This is a genomic window from Flagellimonas sediminis, from assembly GCF_010500845.1.
In the GTDB taxonomy this organism is placed as follows: domain Bacteria; phylum Bacteroidota; class Bacteroidia; order Flavobacteriales; family Flavobacteriaceae; genus Flagellimonas; species Flagellimonas sediminis.
Window position 1 is genome coordinate 406,129 of record NZ_JAAAMI010000001.1, and the last position, 19,682, is coordinate 425,810.

Sequence of the window (19,682 nt, forward strand, 5' to 3'; positions counted from 1 at the left end):
GGTCTCAAATTAATGTTCGTCTTGATATTTTGGGTCCATCTTAAAACCTTCCATAAATTTGGTGGTATAGTTGCCCGCCAAATAATCCGGATGGTCCATCAATTGGCGATGGAACGGAATGGTCGTTTTGATGCCCTCGATCACAAACTCGTCCAATGCCCTGCGCATTTTGTTGATGGCCTCTTCCCTTGTTTGGGCAGTGGTAATCAACTTAGCAATCATGGAATCGTAGTTTGGTGGAATCACATAACCACTGTACACGTGGGTGTCCAAACGAACCCCGTGACCACCTGGCGTATGAAGGGTGGTAATCCTTCCTGGTGATGGCCTAAAGTCGTTATAAGGGTCTTCGGCATTGATCCTACATTCAATAGAGTGCAATTTTGGATAGTAGTTCTTCCCTGAAATAGGTACACCACCGGCAACCAAAATCTGCTCACGGATCAAATCGTAATCCACCACTTGTTCTGTGATGGGGTGCTCTACCTGAATACGGGTGTTCATCTCCATAAAGTAGAAGTTTCGGTGTTTGTCCACCAAAAACTCTATCGTTCCTGCGCCTTCATATTTTATATATTCCGCAGCTTTTACGGCTGCCTTACCCATTTCATCGCGAAGGGAATCCGTCATAAATGGCGATGGGGTTTCTTCGGTCAACTTTTGGTGCCGACGCTGTACGGAGCAGTCCCTTTCGGAAAGGTGACAGGCTTTTCCATATTGGTCACCCACCACTTGGATCTCAATGTGACGGGGTTCCTCGATTAGCTTTTCCATGTACATACCACCATTGCCAAAGGCGGCTGTGGCTTCCTTAACGGCGCTTTCAAAGTTCTTTTCTATTTCTTCTTCGGACCAAATGGCACGCATTCCCTTACCACCACCACCTGCAGTGGCTTTGATCATTACGGGATAGCCCATTTTCTTGGCTTCCTTTTTGGCGTGCTCCACATCTTTCAAAAGTCCCTCGGAACCTGGAACGGTTGGTACACCAGCTTTTCTCATGGTTTCCTTGGCTGTCGCCTTGTCTCCCATTTTATCTATCTGATCTCCGGAGGCACCAATAAATTTGATATCATGCTCTGCACAGATTCTGGAAAACTTAGCGTTTTCGGATAGGAACCCATATCCTGGGTGAATGGCGTCAGCATTGGTAATTTCCGCTGCAGCGATAATGTTTGGAATCTTCAAATACGACTCGCTGCTGGGTGCGGGGCCAATACAAACAGCCTCATCCGCAAACCGTACGTGCAGGCTTTCTTCATCCGCCTTGGAATACACCGCGACGGTCTTGATGCCCATTTCCTTACAGGTACGTATGATACGCAAGGCTATCTCACCTCTATTTGCAATCAATATTTTTTTGAACATAGAATACAATTTTAAATTCTGGATTCTAAATTTTAAATGGTTTTAAATAACTAACAATTAGTCATTTAAAATTTAGCACTTAAAATTATCTATGATGGGTCTACCAAGAACAAAGGCTGGTCAAATTCTACGGGGGAGGAATCATCCACCAATATCTTAACGATCTTTCCGGAAACTTCAGACTCGATGTCGTTGAAAAGTTTCATGGCCTCGATCACACAAAGTACATCTCCCTTGCTGATATTGCTCCCCACTTCCACAAAAGAGGGTTTGTCAGGTGATGGTTTTCTGTAGAACGTTCCTATGATCGGGGATTTTATGGTAATATATTTGGAATCTTCGGCTTTTGGAGCTTGGGCTACTGGAGCTGTGGCTTCTTGGGCCACAGGAGCGTGGGCCACTGGTGCAGATGGCGCATGGGCCATTGGGATTTGCTGTACGATAGTTGTTTCGGGATAGCTTGCTTCGGCACCGGTGCGGATGGTGATCTTAAAATCCTCCATTTCGAGCTTTACCTCACTGGCACCCGACTTGGCCACAAACTTGATTAAATTCTGAATTTCCTTAATGTCCATCGAATAAGTTTTTGTTAGTTGCGTGATTAAGAATTATAGGCCCATTTTAAATAAATGGCTCCCCATGTGAACCCCCCCCCGAAAGCGGCGAAAATCAAATTGTCGCCTTTTTTCAATTGCTTCTCGTAGTCAAACAACAACAAGGGCAATGTTGCGGAGGTTGTATTTCCATATCGGTCTATGTTGACCATTACCTTTGCGGGCTCAACCCCCATTCGGTTGGCCGTGGCATCAATGATCCTTCTGTTGGCCTGGTGTGGCACCAACCATTGCACGTCTTCATGGGTAAGGTTGTTCCGTTCCATTACCAATGCGGCCACATCGGCCATGTTGGAAACAGCAAACTTGAAAACGGATTTGCCATCTTGATATACATAATGTTGCTTGTTCTTCACGGTTTCTTCGGATGCAGGTAAAATGGAACCCCCTGCATCAATTTTTAGAAACTGTCTTCCAATCCCATCTGAACGAAGATATTCATCCTGCACGCCTAATCCTTCTTCATTGGGTTCAAAAAGTACGGCTCCTGCGCCATCACCAAAAATGATACACGTGGTCCTATCGGTATAATCCAAAATAGAGGACATCTTATCTGCCCCGATCAACAATATCTTTTTGTATTTACCGGACTCGATATAACTCGCCGCTGTGGACATTCCATACAAAAAGCTGGAACAAGCTGCCTGCAAATCATAGGCAAAGGCGTTCACCGCGCCAATCTCAGAAGCCACATAGGCAGCAGTTGCCGCAACCGGAAGGTCCGGTGTAGCGGTGGCCACCAATACAAAATCAATTTCAGCTGGATCAACCCCACTTTTTTGTATCAAATCTTCCGCGGCCTTGATGGCCATAAAAGATGTTCCGGCATTTTCTTCCTTAAGTATTCTTCTTTCTTTGATTCCAGTTCGTGTGGTTATCCATTCATCATTGGTATCTACCATGGTTTCCAATATTTTATTGGAAAGGATGAACTCTGGAACATATCCTCCTACAGCTGTAATGGCTGCCGTTGTTTTCTTCATTTTAGCCTCTCTTTATTGTCAAAAACATTCAAATTTGACCCAAAAGCGGTGAAAATTAGTCATTTTATATGACTTTCCCGTCAAAAATAGCCCGTTTTTGTATTTAACTATGGTCCATAAAAAAACTCCCGCTGTTACGCAACGGGAGTCGGTCTATTTTAAAAGGAATGCAATTAAGCTGCAGTCTCTTCCTCTGCTTTGTCAATCAAAACTTGGCCTCGGTAATACAATTTACCTTCGTGCCAGTGTGCTCTGTGGTACAAGTGCATCTCACCTGTTACGCTATCTTTTGCGATGGTTGGCGCAACTGCTTTGTAATGGGTTCTTCTCTTGTCCCTTCTGGTTTTTGATGTCTTTCTTTTAGGATGTGCCATTATAAACCTATTTATCCGTTAGTAACTTTTTTAAATCATCCCATCTGGGATCTGTTTTTTCAGATGGTTCTTTTTGCTCTTTTGGCTGGAGTTCTTCAAGCTTGTCCAAGATGTCCGATTTTAGGGTTCCGTCCTCAACTCCAGGATGTACCCGTTTCTGCGGAACTGCCAAAACCAACATTTCATAGATATACTGTGCTATGTTGATCTGGAACTCTCCGTGGGGTATGATCAAAATCTCATCATCCTCATCATTGTACTCCTCGCCAAATTTGATGACGAGATGCAGGTCCGATTCAATGGGTTGATCAAAAGGTTCCCCTGTAAGATCGCAATCCACGTTTACGGTGCCCTCTGCTTCAATTCGCAGTTCCATCATAGTGCTCATCTTGTCCAAGATGGCCTTGGTGTGGATTGAAGCCCCATTAAACTCTTGGTAATCAAAAGATTCAAAGAACGCATCGTCAATCTCGTACACAAATTCATGTTTTCCCAACTTCAGACCTGAAAAAGGGATATTAAACTCTTTCAGCTTCATCATTTCTACACTTAAGGTTTGTGTACCAGCCTCTAAAGGCGGGTGCAAAGATACTACTTATTTACAAAACTGCAATTCCAACACCAACAAATATCTATAAATAGTGCAACTTTTTAGGCTCCACGCTTGATCTTTTGCTTTTGAAGAGGGTTTTTGGTCAATTCCATATACTCCATTCGGTGCCTAAACACCTGAATGGCCATGAATACAGCCTCCTTGAACGAGCTCTCATCCGCAATGCCTTTTCCCGCAATTTCATAGGCAGTTCCGTGGTCGGGAGAGGTCCGTACTTTATCCAGCCCTGCGGTATAGTTCACGCCTTTTCCAAAGGAAAGGGTCTTGAACGGTATCAGGCCTTGATCGTGATAAGCCGCCAAAATAGCATCAAAATTTTGATGGGTATTGGAACCGAAAAAACTATCGGCCGAATACGGACCATAGACCAGAGTGCCTTTATTGAACAGTTCTTGGATCACCGGTTTCAATATCTTATCGTCCTCTTCACCAATCGTTCCATTATCCCCGCTATGTGGATTGATGCCCAACAAGGCAATTTTAGGTCTACGGATGCCAAAGTCCATTTGAAGCGATTTTTCCATAATGGCCACTTTGTTGCGGATCAATTTTGGGGTAATGGCCTGTGCCACATCCTTCACCGCAATATGATCGGTGAGCAAACCCACACGAAGGGAATCCGCAACCATGAACATCAGGCTTTCCCCCTTCAGTTCCTTGGCCAAATAATCGGTATGGCCGGGAAATTTAAAATCGTCGGCCTGTATGTTGTTCTTGTTGATGGGTGCGGTGACCAGTACATCTATCTCACCCTCTTTTAATGCTTTTACCGCAGCCTTTAAAGACTGAATGGCCAGTGCACCTGCTTCTTTCGTAGCCTGTCCGTATTCAATTTGTGGAACATCTTTCCAAACGTTTACAATATTGATCTTCCCATCCACGGCTTGAGAGGCATCCTTTGCCCCGTTGAAGGTAATATCGATACCCAGATCGGTCTTTTGTTGGGTAATGGTCTTGTTGGATGCAAATAGGATAGGAGTGCAAAAATCCAACATTCTTGCATCCTCAAAGGTTTTGAGAGCCACCTCGCACCCAATGCCGTTGATGTCCCCAATGGAAATCCCCAGCTTTATTTTTTGCGTTTCCTCCATATAATCAATGCCGTTATGGCTACTTTTGCACTACAAAACTAGTCAATTAATAATACACATGTTCACAGGGATCATAGAGACTTTGGGGAAAGTTGAAAAGCTTGAAAAAGAAGGGGGTAATCTTCACATCACCATTTCTTCGGATATTACATCTGAACTTAAAATTGACCAAAGCGTTGCCCATAACGGCGTGTGTTTAACTGTGGTTTCTTTGAAGGATGACCAATATACGGTCACTGCCATAGAAGAGACCTTGAACAAGACGAACCTCGATGAACTAACCTTGGAAAACGAGGTGAACCTGGAGCGTGCCATGGTACTTGGAGCCCGGTTGGATGGTCATATTGTTCAAGGCCATGTGGACCAAACCGCCGTATGTACTTCCATTGACCAGAAGGATGGTAGCTGGGTATTTACCTTTTCCTATGATACCAAACTCAACAACGTGACCATTGAAAAAGGATCTATTACTGTGGATGGGGTTAGCTTGACGGTTGTGGACTCCCAAAAAGACCGCTTCAGTGTGGCCATTATTCCTTATACATACGAGCACACCCGTTTTCATACCTATAAAGTGGGTACAACGGTTAACCTAGAGTTTGATGTGGTTGGAAAATATGTGGCCAGGCTGTTGTCGCTTCGGGATTAAAAAACGTTTCTCATTCCTTTCCAAACCCTTAACAGCACGAGGGCAGAAACCACAACCAGTACGGTAAGTCCCATGGCCAACTTGTACTCTCCATAGATCCAATACCCAGTTGCGAACATGATGGAGTAGATCAATACGACACCGGATAGCATGGCCTTTATTCCTGAAGGCACACTCCATTTTTCATCAGTCTTTACGATTTCTACGTTGTCCTCCTTGGCCTCATCCACAATCTTGGACCAGCCCGGACCACCAGGTTGAATTTTGAGATAGAAGCTTCGTAGTACTTCTTTACTTTCAGGTTGCGTAATGAAAGTTGCCGTTAACCATATAATAGAGGTCACCACCATAATGAAGGGCAAATCGGCCCATTCAGGGAAAATCCCCGTTTCTGGGGCAAACAAGACTTCGCGCAGGGAGGTGGTTTCCAATAGTACTGCCAAAATCCCGGAAGCAAACATGGCCGTAATTTCGCTCCATGCATTTATACGCCACCAGAACCAACGTAAAATAAAGATCAGTCCAGTACCCGCACCAAAGGAAAGCAACAAGTTGAACACTCCCATGGCGTCTTGAAGGGCCAGGGCCAAAAAGGCGCTTAACACCATCAATATTACCGTGGATATCCTTCCCACATTTACCATTTGCTTTTCTGAAGCATTGGGATTTATCTGTTGTTTGTAAAAATCATAAACAATATAAGAGGAGCCCCAGTTCAATTGGGTAGAAATAGTAGACATATATGCCGCTACCAAAGAGGCCAGAACAATTCCCAAAAGACCTGTTGGCAATTTGGTCATCATCGCGGAATACGCTAAATCATGTCCCAATTTATCTTCGGTTACATTAGGGAATGCTTCATGGATGCTAGCAATGTCCGGATAAACCACCAACGATGCCAATGCCACTAAAATCCAAGGCCATGGACGCAAGGCATAGTGCATGATATTAAAAAAGAAGGTTGCCCCAATGGCATGGTTTTCATTTTTGGCGGCCAACATACGCTGTGCAATATAGCCCCCGCCACCTGGTTCCCCACCTGGGTACCAAGAACTCCACCATTGAACAGCCAATGGTATGATCAATGCCGTGATCAATGCTTTTTTATCACTGAAATCGGGAAGAATACTCAATTTCCCTTTTACATTCTCATTTTCCAGAATGGCCTGTAATCCACCTACTTCTGGGAGGTTGACTAGATAGATGGCTGCTCCAATAGCTCCTGCCATGGCTACAAAAAAGAGAAAGAAATCACTGTAGACCACACCTTTAAATCCACCCAAGGCACTAAAAATAACGGTGATTAGACCTGCACTTACCACGGTCACCCATGGATCAAGGCCTAACATGACCCCACCGATCTTAATTGCCGCCAAAGTAACGGAGGCCATAGTGATCACATTAAAAAGGACACCGAGATAAATCGCCCTGAACTTTCTTAAAAAACTGGCGGGTTTGCCTCCATATCGAATGGCATAAAATTCTAAATCCGTATTCACGTTGGATTTTCTCCAAAGCTTTGCGTACACAAAAACGGTCAACATCCCCGTCAACAAAAAGCACCACCAGCCCCAGTTTCCAGAAACCCCATTGGAACGCACCAAATTGGTTACCAAATTGGGCGTGTCTGTAGAAAATGTGGTGGCCACCATGGACAATCCCAAGAGCCACCAGGGCATGCTACGCCCAGACAAAAAGTACTCGGCTGAATCCTTTCCAGATTTTTTGGATACGTAGATCCCGATAAAAAGTACTAGGGCAAAAAACCCAAAAATGATAATGTAATCTATAAGTTGAAGTTCCATATGTTTGGTTTGGCAAGAGATAAAGATAGCCTTTTTGGGTTACTTTTGTACACGACCAATACTTCTTCATGCTACTTTCTTCCCTTTCCGATATTTCGATAACCGCTTGGACCATGGCTACCACCGCTGTTTTTCTAATGGGCGTATCCAAAGCGGGGCTCAAGGGCATGTCCATTTTTAACGTTACCCTGATGGCCCTTGCCTTCGGTTCCCGTACCTCTACCGGTATTTTCATTCCTTTATTATTGGTGGGCGATGTGTTTGCCGTGGTGTATTACAATCGTCATACCCAGTGGAAATACATCTATCGGTTTATACCTTGGATGGTCATCGGAATCTTAATCGGGGTTGTCATAGGTAAGGATCTTCCTGAAAAAGAATTCAAATGGGGCATGGCCCTAGTCATTTTTTTGAGTTTGGGCATGTTAATTTGGTGGGACCGAAGAAAATCGGAAAACGTACCCACCCATTGGCTTTTTGCGGGCACGATGGGTATTTTGGCCGGCATTTGTACCATGATCGGCAATTTGGCAGGAGCCTTCACCAATATTTTCTTTTTGGCGATGCGCTTACCGAAAAATGAATTTGTAGGCACGGCGGCCTGGTTGTTTTTGATTACGAATCTCTTTAAACTGCCTTTTCATATATGGGTATGGAACACCATTTCCGAGGAAAGTTTGGCCATCAATCTTAGGTTGCTGCCGGCAATTTTAGCGGGATTGGTCCTGGGAGTATTTTTGGTGAAACAAATCAACGAGAAAAATTACAAACGTTTTATTTTGGTGGTAACGGCCATCGGGGCCCTTGCGATTCTTTTTAAGTAAGATTAAAGCGTTAAAAAATAAAAAGCCCCATCAATGGATGGGGCTTTTGTACTTAAGAAAAGGTCTTCCTATTCCGAAGCTCCTTCGTATATCGCATTGAAAATCAGCTTATATGTTCCTCTGGGTTGCCCACGGAACTGTGGTCTAAAGGCAAACAAAATACAGCTGCCTTTTCCGTACTTGGCCTCAACCAAGGCAGGTTTTTTGGCAATATACCGTTCTTCGCCCATGGCCCAACCGCTCATCAGCAGGTTCTTGGCCGCATACGTGGCGATTACCTTTACATCAGGTGCCGGGGCATCCTTGATGTCCTCTTTGCCACCCTCTCCGGTTTTGTTCTGTTTATCAATCACAAAGGCACGGCTTCTGTTGAACGAAACCGCAACGGTATCCTTCATCCCGAACGCCAAAGGATTAGTGGTGTCTATTCCGGTTCTGATCAACGATCCGGGAATAAAGAAATCCTTGCTGTCCGCACCTTCCACTGCATCACGCAAAGGCAAACCAAATTGTTCGATGACAAAATCGCTGGCCTCATCAAAAGCAATCAAAGTTCCCCCTTCTTTCACATAGTTGCTCAATGCCATGGAACCGTCCAATCCAACACCACCTGTAAATTGTTCGGGCATGTCCAAAACACTATGGCCGTGCAAAATGGAATTCGGTCGCTGGGATGGGATAATGATGGCGTCATATTTGGATAGGTCCTTCATTTTAATGTCCTTGTCATGAAGGGTGTCAAGATCAAAAGCGTACTCGTCCATCACAAAACGGGTCCATCCTTCATCCATATTGGAAACCCAAGATTTGTAAAGCCCTACTTTGGGCGAATGGATTTTTTTCAATTGCACTTCTGGCTTTGCCATCAATCCCGTAAATTCCAGGCCATATTCCTTGCTCAAGGACTCAATTAGAGCATTGTCACCAGATACAATATAGGAACCGGCGGGAAAAGTCACTTTTCCAGATTTGAACTCGGTCATGGCTTTGTATGCTGTTCCACCTGCTTTCAATACTTTGTTGGTCACTGCTACGGAAGCATTGGTGTTCGCGCTCAACGCATACCCAAAAGAGGCACTTTTTGACACACTTCCTTCATAATAATTTACCAATCCGGCAACTTTTTCAGTAGGCGCCTTGAAAGATTCCTTGATCTTGTCCACATCTACACCCATCTGCAAAGGCAAGGTCCATCCTGCCAAATCATAAGGGGTATCCGGAGGTCCGCCTGGATATTGAAAACGGGTAGGATAGTTTTGTTTCTCCATCAAATCGGTCAAATACGGTCTAAATGCCTGACCGGAATAGATGATATAGGTTCCCTTTTCGTATTTTTTATCGTTTAGGGTAAAATCCTTGGTGGCCCTTTCGATTTCAACACCGCCGCGTAGCAACACGTTTACAAGATTCACCGCTTCAAAGGAATCCCATTGGTTTTTATCAATGATGTAGGCAAAGGGCCCTTCCTTGTTGCCTTTTTCAATGGCAGATCTACCCATTTTGTAGATATTGTACAGGTAATTTTCCTTACGGTCGGCGGCAAGGTCCAAGGTGGCCCAGGTGGCCGTCAACATATAATCCACGGCATCCCTAAAATGAGATTCTCCTCCTTTCCAAGGATCGGGATACATGATATCGGTACCATCCGTTGGAGTACCTGCTACTGTTTTTGGAAGTTTTTCAGGGTCATAAAACCTTGGTGTGGGAGTGGTATGTCCTGTTTCGGTCAAAATACCGATCATGTTGTGATAGTAAGGTACCGTACGCCCACCTCCGTTCCAGAACATGGTATAAAAGTTATCTGCGATGGCCCCCGGCATGTTTTCCAACGAGAATCTTTTGGACATTGCAGAACCTACTTCACTTACTGCGGCAGTAATAGCTGGATGAATGTTCGGGTTAACCGGATCAGCATAGGGTGGAATGGAAATTTTGGTCCACGCTGGAGAGGATTGATGGTGGTTGTACACAATCTGCGGGTACCATTCATTGTACAATATTTTGGTCACGTTATAGGTTTCCGGCATATTGTTCATAAACCAGTCCCTATTATTGTCATGCCCCATATAGTAATGGTAAAGAACCGGTGGATGCGAAGTTTCGTAGGCAGTACCCAGATTTTTACGGTACCAATCCACAACAATGTCCAACCCATCAGGATTCATAACGGGCATTAACAAGGTAATCACATTTTCCCTGATTTTTTTCATTTCCGCTGTTTCGGAAGTGGCCAACGTGTAGGCCAATTCAGAAGTCATTTGTCCGTGGGCCAGCTCCGTGGAGTGCATCCCACCGTCTATCCAAACAATGGCCCTACCTTCTTCGGAAAGCCTTGTGGCCTCATCATCACTGATTCGGGCGCGGGCCAATTTGGCACTGATGTCCTTCCATTTATCCAGTTGGGCCAAATTTTCTTCCGTGGAGATGAACAGAAGATACATTTTACGGCCTAGGACGGTTTCACCGATTTCAATTTTCTTTACACGATTGGAAGCATTGTCCAATTTGGTCAAGTAATCTTCTATTTGGGCATAATCTGCCAGTTTGTAGTCGTCTCCTACCCGAAAGCCATAAACGTCTTTGGGGGATGGCACATTTTGCGCAACCATGGATAAAGCGCATGCCAAAGACATCGTTGCTGAAAACAGCAATGCCTTAAGGTTTACAATTTTAAAAGTCATTTTTTTGAATTAGTTAGAATTGGATTGAAAATTAAGTATTAGCGAGGAGGAAATTAAACGGTTGGACATAGAATTGCCTTTACTTATACTTTTTTTGAGGTTTGGTGATCAAGCGGGTTAAAAATCATCATATTGTCACATTTCCCTTATTTGAAAGGGCCTCCCGGTTGGGAGGCCCTTTTGTTTTGTGTATCGTGTTTCCTATTCGGACCAGGCCTTTCCGCCGGTGAGTTCCTGTAGGTCCCCACAGGCGATGTACTCCCCGGGTATGGGCAGGTAGGCGAGTACCTCCTCGCCGACCTTCTCCGAGGACTTGTAGGCCCATGTGGCCAGGTCCCTGAGCTCGTTGGCGAAGGTGTAGCGCGCCACTTCCTCGTCCAGGGTGGCCTCGCCGCCCTGCATGATGGCCTGCATGTAGCTCATCACGGCCTCGGAATGGGCCGTCTCCTCCTCCTCGGTGCGCTTCCTCAGGTAGGTGGCCAGTACCGGCTCTATGTCCTCCGCCTCCAGCTCCGCCAGCTCCGTCTTGCCGGAACCCTCCAGTGCCCTGTCGTAGAACTTACCCATCTTCATCATCACGAAGTCCCGCTGTTCAAGGGGCATCACCTGGTCCAGGTAGGCGTCGATGAAGCCGTGCACGTTCACCTCGGTGGCCGAGGGGGTATCGGTCTTGGGAAGGATCACGTCCAGGGTGGTGGCCAGGGCCTGTCCCTGTCCCCTGTCCAGATAGGCGGGGACCCACTCCGAATAGGCGGGCTTGTCCTTGCAGCCCTGGAGCAGGCTTAACAGTGTAGGGGTCGCCACGGCGTAGCCGAAGGCCATCCCCATGTTCTTGAGTGCTGATCTTCTTTCCATTATATGTTTCCTTTTTTGAGTTCCTGGGCGGCATGGTTGGCGGCCCTTGCGGTGAATGCCATGTAGGTGAGCGAGGGGTTCACGCAACTGGCCGAGGCCATGAAGGCACCGTCGGTCACGTACACGTTCTTGCAGGTGTGCACCTGGTTGTTCCCGTTCACCACCGAGGTCTTCGGGTCGAGGCCCATACGGGCCGTGCCCATCTCGTGGATGCCCAAGCCGAGGGCTCCTGGATTGTCAAACGGTTGAACATCCCTTAACCCTGCCTTGGTAAGCATTTCTACCGCCTGTTCTTTCATGTCTTCCCGCATTTTCCATTCATTGTCCCTGAATTCCGCATCGAAGGTAACAGTAGGTAGTCCCCACTGGTCTTTCTTATCGTAATCAAGGGTCATTCGGTTGTCTTCATAAGGCAAAACTTCTCCAAAACCTCCCATACCGAAAGTCCATCCACCTGCATTCATCATGGCGTCCTTATATTCTTTTCCATAGGAAAGTTCGGCTACGGTCTGTTCCCAATTGCCCCTTCCGGCACCACCTTGGTACCCGTAACCACGTTTAAAGGTCTTCATATCGGAATCACCGCCCAGGTTCCTGAACCTTGGGATGTAGATACCATTAGGCTTTCTTCCTTTATAAAATTTGTCTTCAAACCCGTCATATTTTCCAGAGGCGCCAACACCCAAATGATGGTCCATGACATTTCTTCCCAATTGGTCGGAATCATTTCCAAGACCATTGGGGAACCTGTCGGATCTGGACTGCATCAAGATGGAAGTGGAAGCGATCGCAGAGGCACAAAGGAAGATCACCTTGGCCTTGAACTCGAACTCTTCCTTGGTCTCCCTGTCGATCACCTTGACTCCCGTTGCCTTTTGCGTATTGGGGTCGTAGATGACCTCGTGTACTATACTATCCGGTCTTAGGGTTAGGTTTCCTGTTTTCTCTGCAGCGGGCAGAGTAGATGACAAACTGCTAAAGTAGGCTCCGAAAGGACATCCACGGATACAACGGTTCCTGTACTGGCAGCGCACGCGGCCGTCACCTTCAAATTTTTTGTCACTGTTGATATGGGCAACCCTACCGGCAGTAACAACTCGACCACCAAAACTATCAGCTACTTTTTCACGAACAACTTGCTCCACACAGTTGAGTTCCATCATGGGCTCGAACTGCCCGTCGGGCAATTGTGGGAGTCCCAGAGCCTCTCCGGATACACCGATATAGCTTTCCACCTTATCGTACCAAGGGGCGATGTCCTTGTAGCGAACGGGCCAATCCACGGCAATACCATCATTCTTGTTCGCACTGAAGTCGATATCGCTCCAGCGGTAACTTTGGCGACCCCACATGATGGAACGGCCACCCACATGGTAGCCCCGTTGCCAATCAAAACGTTTAATTTCGTTATAGGGATGGTCCACATCGTCCACGAACCAAAAGTTGTGGGCGGAATTGCCCAAATAACCGGTTCGCAACTGTTTTTCCTGTCGGGCTTTTTGTTCCCGAGTCAACTGTCCGCGATGAGGAAGGTCCCAGGCATCCAAATTGGCCGTTGGGTAGTCCTCTCGGTGTTTTTTCATCGGGCCACGCTCCAAGACAAGCGTCTTGAGACCGTTCTCGCAGAGTTCCTTGGCGGCCCAACCGCCGCTGATGCCCGTGCCCACCACAATGGCATCGTAGGATTCCTGTTCATCGTTGAAATAAAATTTGCTCATTTAGTATAATCTTATGTTGGCTCAATTTACCAATAATTACTTTATGGTTCAAAGATGTTTCTCTGAATAACAAACCTTTACCCCTAAAAATAGCAATGCATGGGATGAACGGAGTTTTGGAAAGCCCTGTGGGAAGTAGGGATATAAAAGGAAATAAGTGTTAAAACCACGCTTTTGCTGTTTTATGTTAAAATAAAAAAACCTTCCAAAATAGTGTCTTGGATTTAGGGATACAAGGGAGGTGCCGAAAAGGATAATCCCTACCTCCCTTACCCTCAGTAGTGCCATGAAAATGGTTCCTAAACCAATATCTCTTCTATTTTGAGGGATATCCCTTTGGATGTTCCCATTTGGTCCATTGCCCTCCAAATACGGTGTTTGTCATAACGATAGGAAACCATTCCATTTTCAGCATCCATTACAATCATGTTTATCCACCCATGATCCAACAGTGACTTCAAGTGATCATTTTTGAATAGGATTAAGGTCACGCGGTCCAGAGGGGCCTGGATCACCACCGACAACCTCAAGGGTTTGTGATGGGGATACGATTCCCCTTGGAAGAGGGATTCCCAGGGCAAACCCATTTTAAGGTCGCCGCCGTTGCCCTGTACCACCCCGAATTTACCTGTTATGTTATGGGTAGTTTTGGTTCCTCCACCAAATTTTTCGTTGTCCACCGTGGCAAAGTAGTAATGGTTGTTGATCCATTGGGTGACCACCATGGGTCCCTGCATGATTGCCTCCAGGGCGGTACCGTTCTTGTCCAACTTCCAATCGTAGGAATGCAGGAAGCATCTTCCGTCCAAGTCGAGGTCCTCTGTCACCGCTCGGGGTGCGATCACAAAGCCCGCGTTTTTGGCCAGGCCCCACTCGGGTCTTGTTTCCCCCCAATGACCGGCATTGCGTTGCGCCCGGGCCACACTGTTTTCATATGCCCCCAACCTTTCCCGTGTTGCCGAGCGCTGTGCCCTGGCCAAGTTGGCCCGTATCAGATATAGGGCCTTTGCATGACTTTCAGGGGCGTGGGCGTCAAAAACGACAATTTCATCCGTTGTGGTATTGTGCTCCGCACCGAGGAAAAGCGTTGTTTCAGGAATTTCCAATCGGAATTGTTCGTTTAGGATCTTCCTCACTTCCTTCTCATTGGCCAACCGGGCCAACATCCTAGCATTGTGCCTTCCCGGGCTTGCGGCACAGGCACCACAGTCCAAACTGGAACCATAAGGATTGTTCGCGGATTGGCTGCCATGTCCTACGAATAGGACCAATGGGGCAAATCGCTCCCAGCCCATCAGGTCAAAGGCCGATTTGACAATGGCCACCTTGTTTTCCAGGGGTATTTGTTGTCCTTGGTCCTGACAGGCGACTAATTCGGGCTCGCTGATGGACTCATGGTTTTTTTTGTGGCTGTACCTGCGATAAAACGTTGCCGGCAAGAGGGTCCTGGACACCAGGTTCATACCATAGAGGAATCCAGCACCTTCCACAAATCCGAAGGTGGAGGGCAACATGTTTTTCATGCGTTTTAAAAAGTAGTTCCAAAAGACGCGAAGACCGTACCTTCGGTCGAAGTCCTTTTTGGCCTCCTTTTTTGCCTGGGTTACCGTTTCCCTTACCACGTAACTGGAGGGCACTATGGGTGGACAGGCCTTGTGGACATGACCGTTACCGGGACTTTCGTAATCCATTGCTATGCCAAAAAATCCCGCATAACCGAAGGTTTCGTAGTTCCCGCTGGCCTCCACATGTCTTCGGATGGACTCCGATCGGGTGTCGATACAGAAGACCATTTGGACTTCGGGATTCTTTTCCCGCTTTTTTTTCGTTGTTGTGCCAAGGTCCCTGATCAGTGTATTCTGCCAGGATATTTCCCAAGCCTTCAACCATAGATATTTCAGTTCGAAGTGGCACTGGTCCTTGCCAGTAGGTCGTTGGTCCACGGTAAGGGGAAGATCGAGCAGCTTTGCTGACCATAACCGGACCGCCAAATAGTGTGCAAGGTCTATAGGGTATTGCTGGTCCCACAAGGGTAGGTTTTGGGTCCGATGTTGGATGTAGCCCATCCAGCCCGGTAAGGACGCCAAATGATGGGTAAAAAGTTCTTGGATAAAGGCCTGGTCATGTCCCGAAACCAGTTGTGCCAAAGCTTCTTCATGGGATTGGGGGAGGGTCGAAAATCGGCTATTGCCCATCATCCCATCATAGCGCACCAATTTTCTCCAGGCTCCGTAGAACCCTTCGTTCTTATAGGGCATCTCCCATTCGGCCAACCCTTCGTCCATAAAGCTAGCCAACCATTTGACCATCAATCGGTCCAGGAGGTGATGCGGGTTTTTGACCTCCCTGGAGGTGGGGGCATCCATCAATTCGAGATAATCGTCCAAGCACATCGTATACCCTTTTTCCACAAGCAGTCCTTCGAGCACCACCGGGTCGATTTCCCTCCTATCGAGAGCTTGGCGGTACATGTCAGCGGTCGGGAAGACCTTACAGCCGAAAATGGTATTGGCCTGACGAACTGCTTTCACGAAGGATGTTCCTTCCAGTCCGCTCAGGGGATTTGAGGTCACGAAGGAGTATAGGGGCCATGTCCTTCCGACACACCTGGCCGCATTTTCAATAAGGTTTTCTATCGTATTAGGGTTCATTGGTTCTGAATTTTGTACGTTAAAATAGTCTTTTGATGCGGTTGGGACAGGTTCATCAGCCATACATAAATCCAGGGGATTTTGCGGTAGACCCCAAGTTTCATGAGGAAGAAACCGATTAGGAACACGGCCCCGAAACCAATCTGTAATGGGGATACCGGCATGTGGACCGAAAATACGGCCATATCCGACATCAAAGCGGTTACCCCATTATAGGATAGGGCATACATCCCTATTCCCAAATGGAAAAGCAAGGGAGGGAGTGCCAGTTTTTGCCATCCGGTGAGCACTTGTTGTTTGACAATGTTATAGGTGGCCTGGCCCACTGCCAAGGAAGCCACTAGGGTCAGAAATAGACCACTGTCCCAATCCATACCCTTTCCGGTCCATCGGGCAAAAAGTACGGCACCAACCAAACTGAAAAGTGCGACGATGATGGCTTGGAACCATTTGATCTGTATAATGGGCGGGGTTGTGGGATGGGAACGTTGGATTTCCTCACCAGAGGACAGGAACAAGGAGGCTTTGTAGAACCCGTGTAGGATCAAATGGGTGATGGCAGCATTGAAAAAGCCAAGGCCACACTGCATGATCATGAATCCCATTTGGGCTATGGTGGAACAGGCCAAACGTTGTTTTACGTTCACTTGGATCAGTTTGGTGAACTGGGCCACAATGGCCGTCAATCCCCCAATGATGAAAAGGATGTCCAAGGTGTTGGATGCAATCATCAAGGTGGCGAACAGGGACAATAGGATTCCGGAACCGTTCACAAATCCAGCATGCATTAGGGCCGAGGCAGGGGTCGGTGCGGTCATGGCGGATAACAACCACTTGTGAAAGGGAAAAATGGCGGATTGGATCAAAGCAGCCAGGATGATGCACGTAGTCGATATGAAGATTACAGCGTTGGGCAACCCCTCCCAATTAGCGGTGAGTCCGTCCAGGGTGTAACTGCCGCTCCAGTAGGCAGGCAATCCGGCCCCAACGCCCAATAACAGGCTTCCGGTCAAAAAGTAGCGTCTGGAAAGGGTCTTGGCTTCCCTGGCTTCCCCCCATGAGGTATCCAGTCCGATCAGTCTAGACATTAAAAGGCCCATGAGCGACCAACTCCCGATCAAAATGGCTAGGTGCTCGGATATCACCAATAACATGACGGAGAAGGTAAAGGCCGATGACAGCCACATAAAAGTGGACAATTGTCCCTTGTGCTTGATATAGGCACTGGCATAGGTACTTACGACGGCACCAAAGAAAGAGACAGTGGTCCAAAGCAATTGTGAAAATCCATTGATTCGAAAGAGGTGTCCCACTTTCCAGGTGGGAAGATCTGGATACCTCAGGCCGATGAACATCAGATTGCAGGTGAACAAAATCCAGAAGAGGATCGGGGTCACGCGGGCGATAAGCGCTTTCCTTTGTTCGCTTGCCCTTTGTTTTTGGTCTTTGATAGTGTTTTGCTCCATGTTAGGATTTAATGATGGTGTTGTTCCTTTTCTTGGTTTCCTTTTTGGATCCCGCTCCTCAGCCGGGCCATTAGACCCGTTGCCAATATAAAACTGCACATGAGGATTTGTTCCATGAAGATGGATCCATGCCGGTAAGACATCAGAATCAGGACAGCAACTAAAAGAATGCCCAGTATCGATGTAAAGGTGTTTTTAATGTTTTGCATGTTTTTGGAATGTGGCGCTGTTAGTAAATGGGGTCAATCTTCCAACTGCATTTCCAAAATACCGTTGATTCTTACATTTTTTCCCTTGCTCCGGGCCAGTTCCACGATGCGCCTTGCAGTTTCCTTCTCCTGCTCCAATTCGTCGATACGTTGGTTCAATTGAGGGGACTCGCTACTATGGTTTCCTTCCCATTGGGTCAGTCTTTGGAGTTTGTGAAAGTTGATTTTCTCCTCGATCAAAGAGAAAATGACATCCGTCGCCTCGGACGCTGTGAAGGATCCCTTGACCAATCGAATGGTACGCTGGTCTGTAAAGGTTCCGGGCAATTCTTTGGTTTTCATATTTTTCGATTTTTAAGTTTTCACGGACAAAGATGCCATATAAACTACATTAATTTTTATTTATATTTATAATATTAAACATTAATAATATTTATGAATTATACCTTGCACCAACTTCAGATATACTTGAAAATATCTGAATTACAGAGTATTACAAAAGCGTCCGAAGCACTCCACCTGACCCAGCCTGCGGTATCAATCCAATTGAAAAATTTTCAAGATCAATTCCCGATTCCGTTGACCGAAGTGGTGGGCAGGCGACTTTTTATCACAGATTTCGGTAAGGAGATCGCCACCGCCGCGGAGAAGATCTTGAACCAAGTGCACGAGATCAATTACCGAACACTTGCCTATCAGGGGAAACTTTTTGGTCGGTTGAAGATTTCGGTGGTGTCCACCGGTAAGTATGTAATGCCGTATTTTATGTCGGACTTTATGCGGAGGCATGAGGGCGTGGAACTTGTGATGGATGTGACCAATAAATCCATTGTGGTGCAAAGCTTGGAAAAAAATGAGGTGGATTTTGCCCTGGTCTCAGTATTACCGGAAAAATTGCACGTGGACCGCATGGAACTGATGCCCAATAAATTATTTTATGTAAGCGATTATGATAGGACTTTACCCAAGTCCATCATCAAGAGAAACCTGTTCGAGAACATTCCCTTGATCTACAGGGAACCGGGTTCCGCCACCCGCAACGCCATGGAGGGTTTCGTCGACAGGAACAACTATACCGTAGTGAAGAAAATGGAACTGACCTCCAATGAAGCGGTCAAACAGGCCGTGATATCCGGATTGGGCTGTTCCATCATGCCTTTAATCGGCATCAAAAATGCACTGAGGAACCAAGACCTTAAAATCGTCCCGATCAAGGGTCTGCCCATCATCACGAACTGGAACCTGATCTGGTTGAAATCAAAGAACCTGTCCCCTGTTGCCGTTGCTTTTTTGGAATATTTGGGCCAAAACAAACATCAGATCATTGCAGAACATTTTGAGTGGATACATGATTTTAATTGATTTTGGATGATAAATTCCTAAGCAATTCTTTTTGATGCTAGAAAGAAGCTTTTATTCATAACTTTTTACATCCACTTTTGATGATTATCATTTTGTTGATAACAAGTGAGAATTGAGCATGGGTGATAATATGGTCGCGCCATAACTTAAACATTAAAGCAAATTGAAAAGAACAATTGTATTTAGAGATTTAACACTATAATAATCTGGAAGAAAAGTTCTCTATTCTTAGAAAGGTTTTTGGATATTGATTATTTAGGACAAGGAATCCAATCTGTCTTTCAGCGATAATAATATCTACCTTATTGCTGAATATTTTTATTATCAATCAATTACGTTAAAACAGTACTAGATGTTGAAAAATCCTTTATTGCTCATGAATTGTCAAACTAGTCAATCTCCAATCAAAAGTTATATTG

At 46.2% G+C, this 19,682-nt stretch carries 16 protein-coding genes; 3 read left to right on the forward strand and 13 right to left on the reverse strand.

From position 1 onward, the window contains the following. Window positions 1–9: 9 nt before the first annotated feature. From accC to pdxA, 6 genes are all read right to left on the reverse strand, one after another. Window positions 10–1,368, reverse strand: a complete 1,359-nt coding sequence (accC, locus tag GTK07_RS01750; protein ID WP_163632422.1) for an acetyl-CoA carboxylase biotin carboxylase subunit — start codon at window positions 1,366–1,368, stop codon at window positions 10–12. Window positions 1,369–1,457: 89 nt separating this feature from the next. Further along, the gene (gene accB, locus GTK07_RS01755) at window positions 1,458–1,943 is read right to left on the reverse strand and encodes an acetyl-CoA carboxylase biotin carboxyl carrier protein (protein ID WP_163632424.1); all 486 of its coding nucleotides are present in this window, start codon (window positions 1,941–1,943) and stop codon (window positions 1,458–1,460) included. A 26-nt stretch (window positions 1,944–1,969) separates the two neighbouring features. After that, a complete protein-coding gene (locus GTK07_RS01760; RefSeq protein WP_163632426.1) occupies window positions 1,970–2,965 on the reverse strand; it encodes a beta-ketoacyl-ACP synthase III in 996 nt (331 codons plus the stop codon). Window positions 2,966–3,138: 173 nt separating this feature from the next. Next, window positions 3,139–3,339 carry a 50S ribosomal protein L32 gene (gene rpmF / locus GTK07_RS01765; protein WP_119640925.1) on the reverse strand — a complete coding sequence of 67 codons (201 nt, stop codon included), beginning with the start codon at window positions 3,337–3,339 and terminating at the stop codon, window positions 3,139–3,141. 7 nt (window positions 3,340–3,346) lie between these two features. Beyond that, on the reverse strand, window positions 3,347–3,880 hold the full coding sequence (locus GTK07_RS01770; RefSeq protein WP_163632428.1) for a YceD family protein: 534 nt from the start codon (window positions 3,878–3,880) through the stop codon (window positions 3,347–3,349). A 110-nt stretch (window positions 3,881–3,990) separates the two neighbouring features. Next, window positions 3,991–5,043 carry a 4-hydroxythreonine-4-phosphate dehydrogenase PdxA gene (pdxA, locus tag GTK07_RS01775; protein WP_163632430.1) on the reverse strand — a complete coding sequence of 351 codons (1,053 nt, stop codon included), beginning with the start codon at window positions 5,041–5,043 and terminating at the stop codon, window positions 3,991–3,993. Window positions 5,044–5,101: 58 nt separating this feature from the next. On the opposite strand from pdxA, the gene GTK07_RS01780 reads away from it, so the two are divergent. Then, window positions 5,102–5,692 (forward strand): riboflavin synthase, encoded by a 591-nt coding sequence (locus GTK07_RS01780; RefSeq protein ID WP_163632432.1) that lies wholly within the window; start codon window positions 5,102–5,104, stop codon window positions 5,690–5,692. On the opposite strand, the gene GTK07_RS01785 is transcribed toward GTK07_RS01780, so the two are convergent. Then, a complete protein-coding gene (locus GTK07_RS01785) occupies window positions 5,689–7,497 on the reverse strand; it encodes a sodium:solute symporter family protein (protein WP_163632434.1) in 1,809 nt (602 codons plus the stop codon). The two genes, GTK07_RS01780 and GTK07_RS01785, sit on opposite strands and share 4 nt — an antisense overlap. Window positions 7,498–7,565: 68 nt before the next feature. On the opposite strand from GTK07_RS01785, the gene GTK07_RS01790 reads away from it, so the two are divergent. Next, window positions 7,566–8,321 carry a sulfite exporter TauE/SafE family protein gene (locus tag GTK07_RS01790; protein ID WP_163632436.1) on the forward strand — a complete coding sequence of 252 codons (756 nt, stop codon included), beginning with the start codon at window positions 7,566–7,568 and terminating at the stop codon, window positions 8,319–8,321. Between the two features lie 68 nt (window positions 8,322–8,389). On the opposite strand, the gene GTK07_RS01795 is transcribed toward GTK07_RS01790, so the two are convergent. The 6 genes from GTK07_RS01795 to GTK07_RS01820 all read right to left on the reverse strand — a co-directional run bounded on the left by GTK07_RS01795 (window position 8,390) and on the right by GTK07_RS01820 (window position 18,243). Next, window positions 8,390–11,002, reverse strand: coding sequence for a M14 family metallopeptidase (locus GTK07_RS01795; RefSeq protein WP_163632438.1), 2,613 nt, complete (start codon window positions 11,000–11,002; stop codon window positions 8,390–8,392). A 201-nt stretch (window positions 11,003–11,203) separates the two neighbouring features. Further along, the gene (locus GTK07_RS01800) at window positions 11,204–11,857 is read right to left on the reverse strand and encodes a gluconate 2-dehydrogenase subunit 3 family protein (RefSeq protein ID WP_163632439.1); all 654 of its coding nucleotides are present in this window, start codon (window positions 11,855–11,857) and stop codon (window positions 11,204–11,206) included. Further along, complete coding sequence (locus tag GTK07_RS01805; protein ID WP_163632442.1) at window positions 11,857–13,575, reverse strand: GMC oxidoreductase; 1,719 nt, start codon at window positions 13,573–13,575, stop codon at window positions 11,857–11,859. Before GTK07_RS01805 ends, GTK07_RS01800 begins: the two co-directional genes overlap by 1 nt. Window positions 13,576–13,874: 299 nt before the next feature. Next, complete coding sequence (locus GTK07_RS01810; RefSeq protein ID WP_163632444.1) at window positions 13,875–16,226, reverse strand: DUF2309 domain-containing protein; 2,352 nt, start codon at window positions 16,224–16,226, stop codon at window positions 13,875–13,877. Next, the gene (locus tag GTK07_RS01815) at window positions 16,223–17,692 is read right to left on the reverse strand and encodes a proton-conducting transporter transmembrane domain-containing protein (protein ID WP_163632446.1); all 1,470 of its coding nucleotides are present in this window, start codon (window positions 17,690–17,692) and stop codon (window positions 16,223–16,225) included. The genes GTK07_RS01810 and GTK07_RS01815 overlap by 4 nt, the downstream gene beginning before the upstream one ends. Before the next feature lie 242 nt (window positions 17,693–17,934). Beyond that, window positions 17,935–18,243 carry a hypothetical protein gene (locus tag GTK07_RS01820; protein ID WP_163632448.1) on the reverse strand — a complete coding sequence of 103 codons (309 nt, stop codon included), beginning with the start codon at window positions 18,241–18,243 and terminating at the stop codon, window positions 17,935–17,937. Between the two features lie 93 nt (window positions 18,244–18,336). Here GTK07_RS01820 and GTK07_RS01825 point away from each other — a divergent pair, with 93 nt between their 5' ends. Then, window positions 18,337–19,263: a LysR family transcriptional regulator gene (locus GTK07_RS01825; protein ID WP_163632450.1), complete on the forward strand. Its 927-nt coding sequence runs from the start codon at window positions 18,337–18,339 to the stop codon at window positions 19,261–19,263. The last annotated feature ends 419 nt before the right edge of the window (window positions 19,264–19,682 follow it).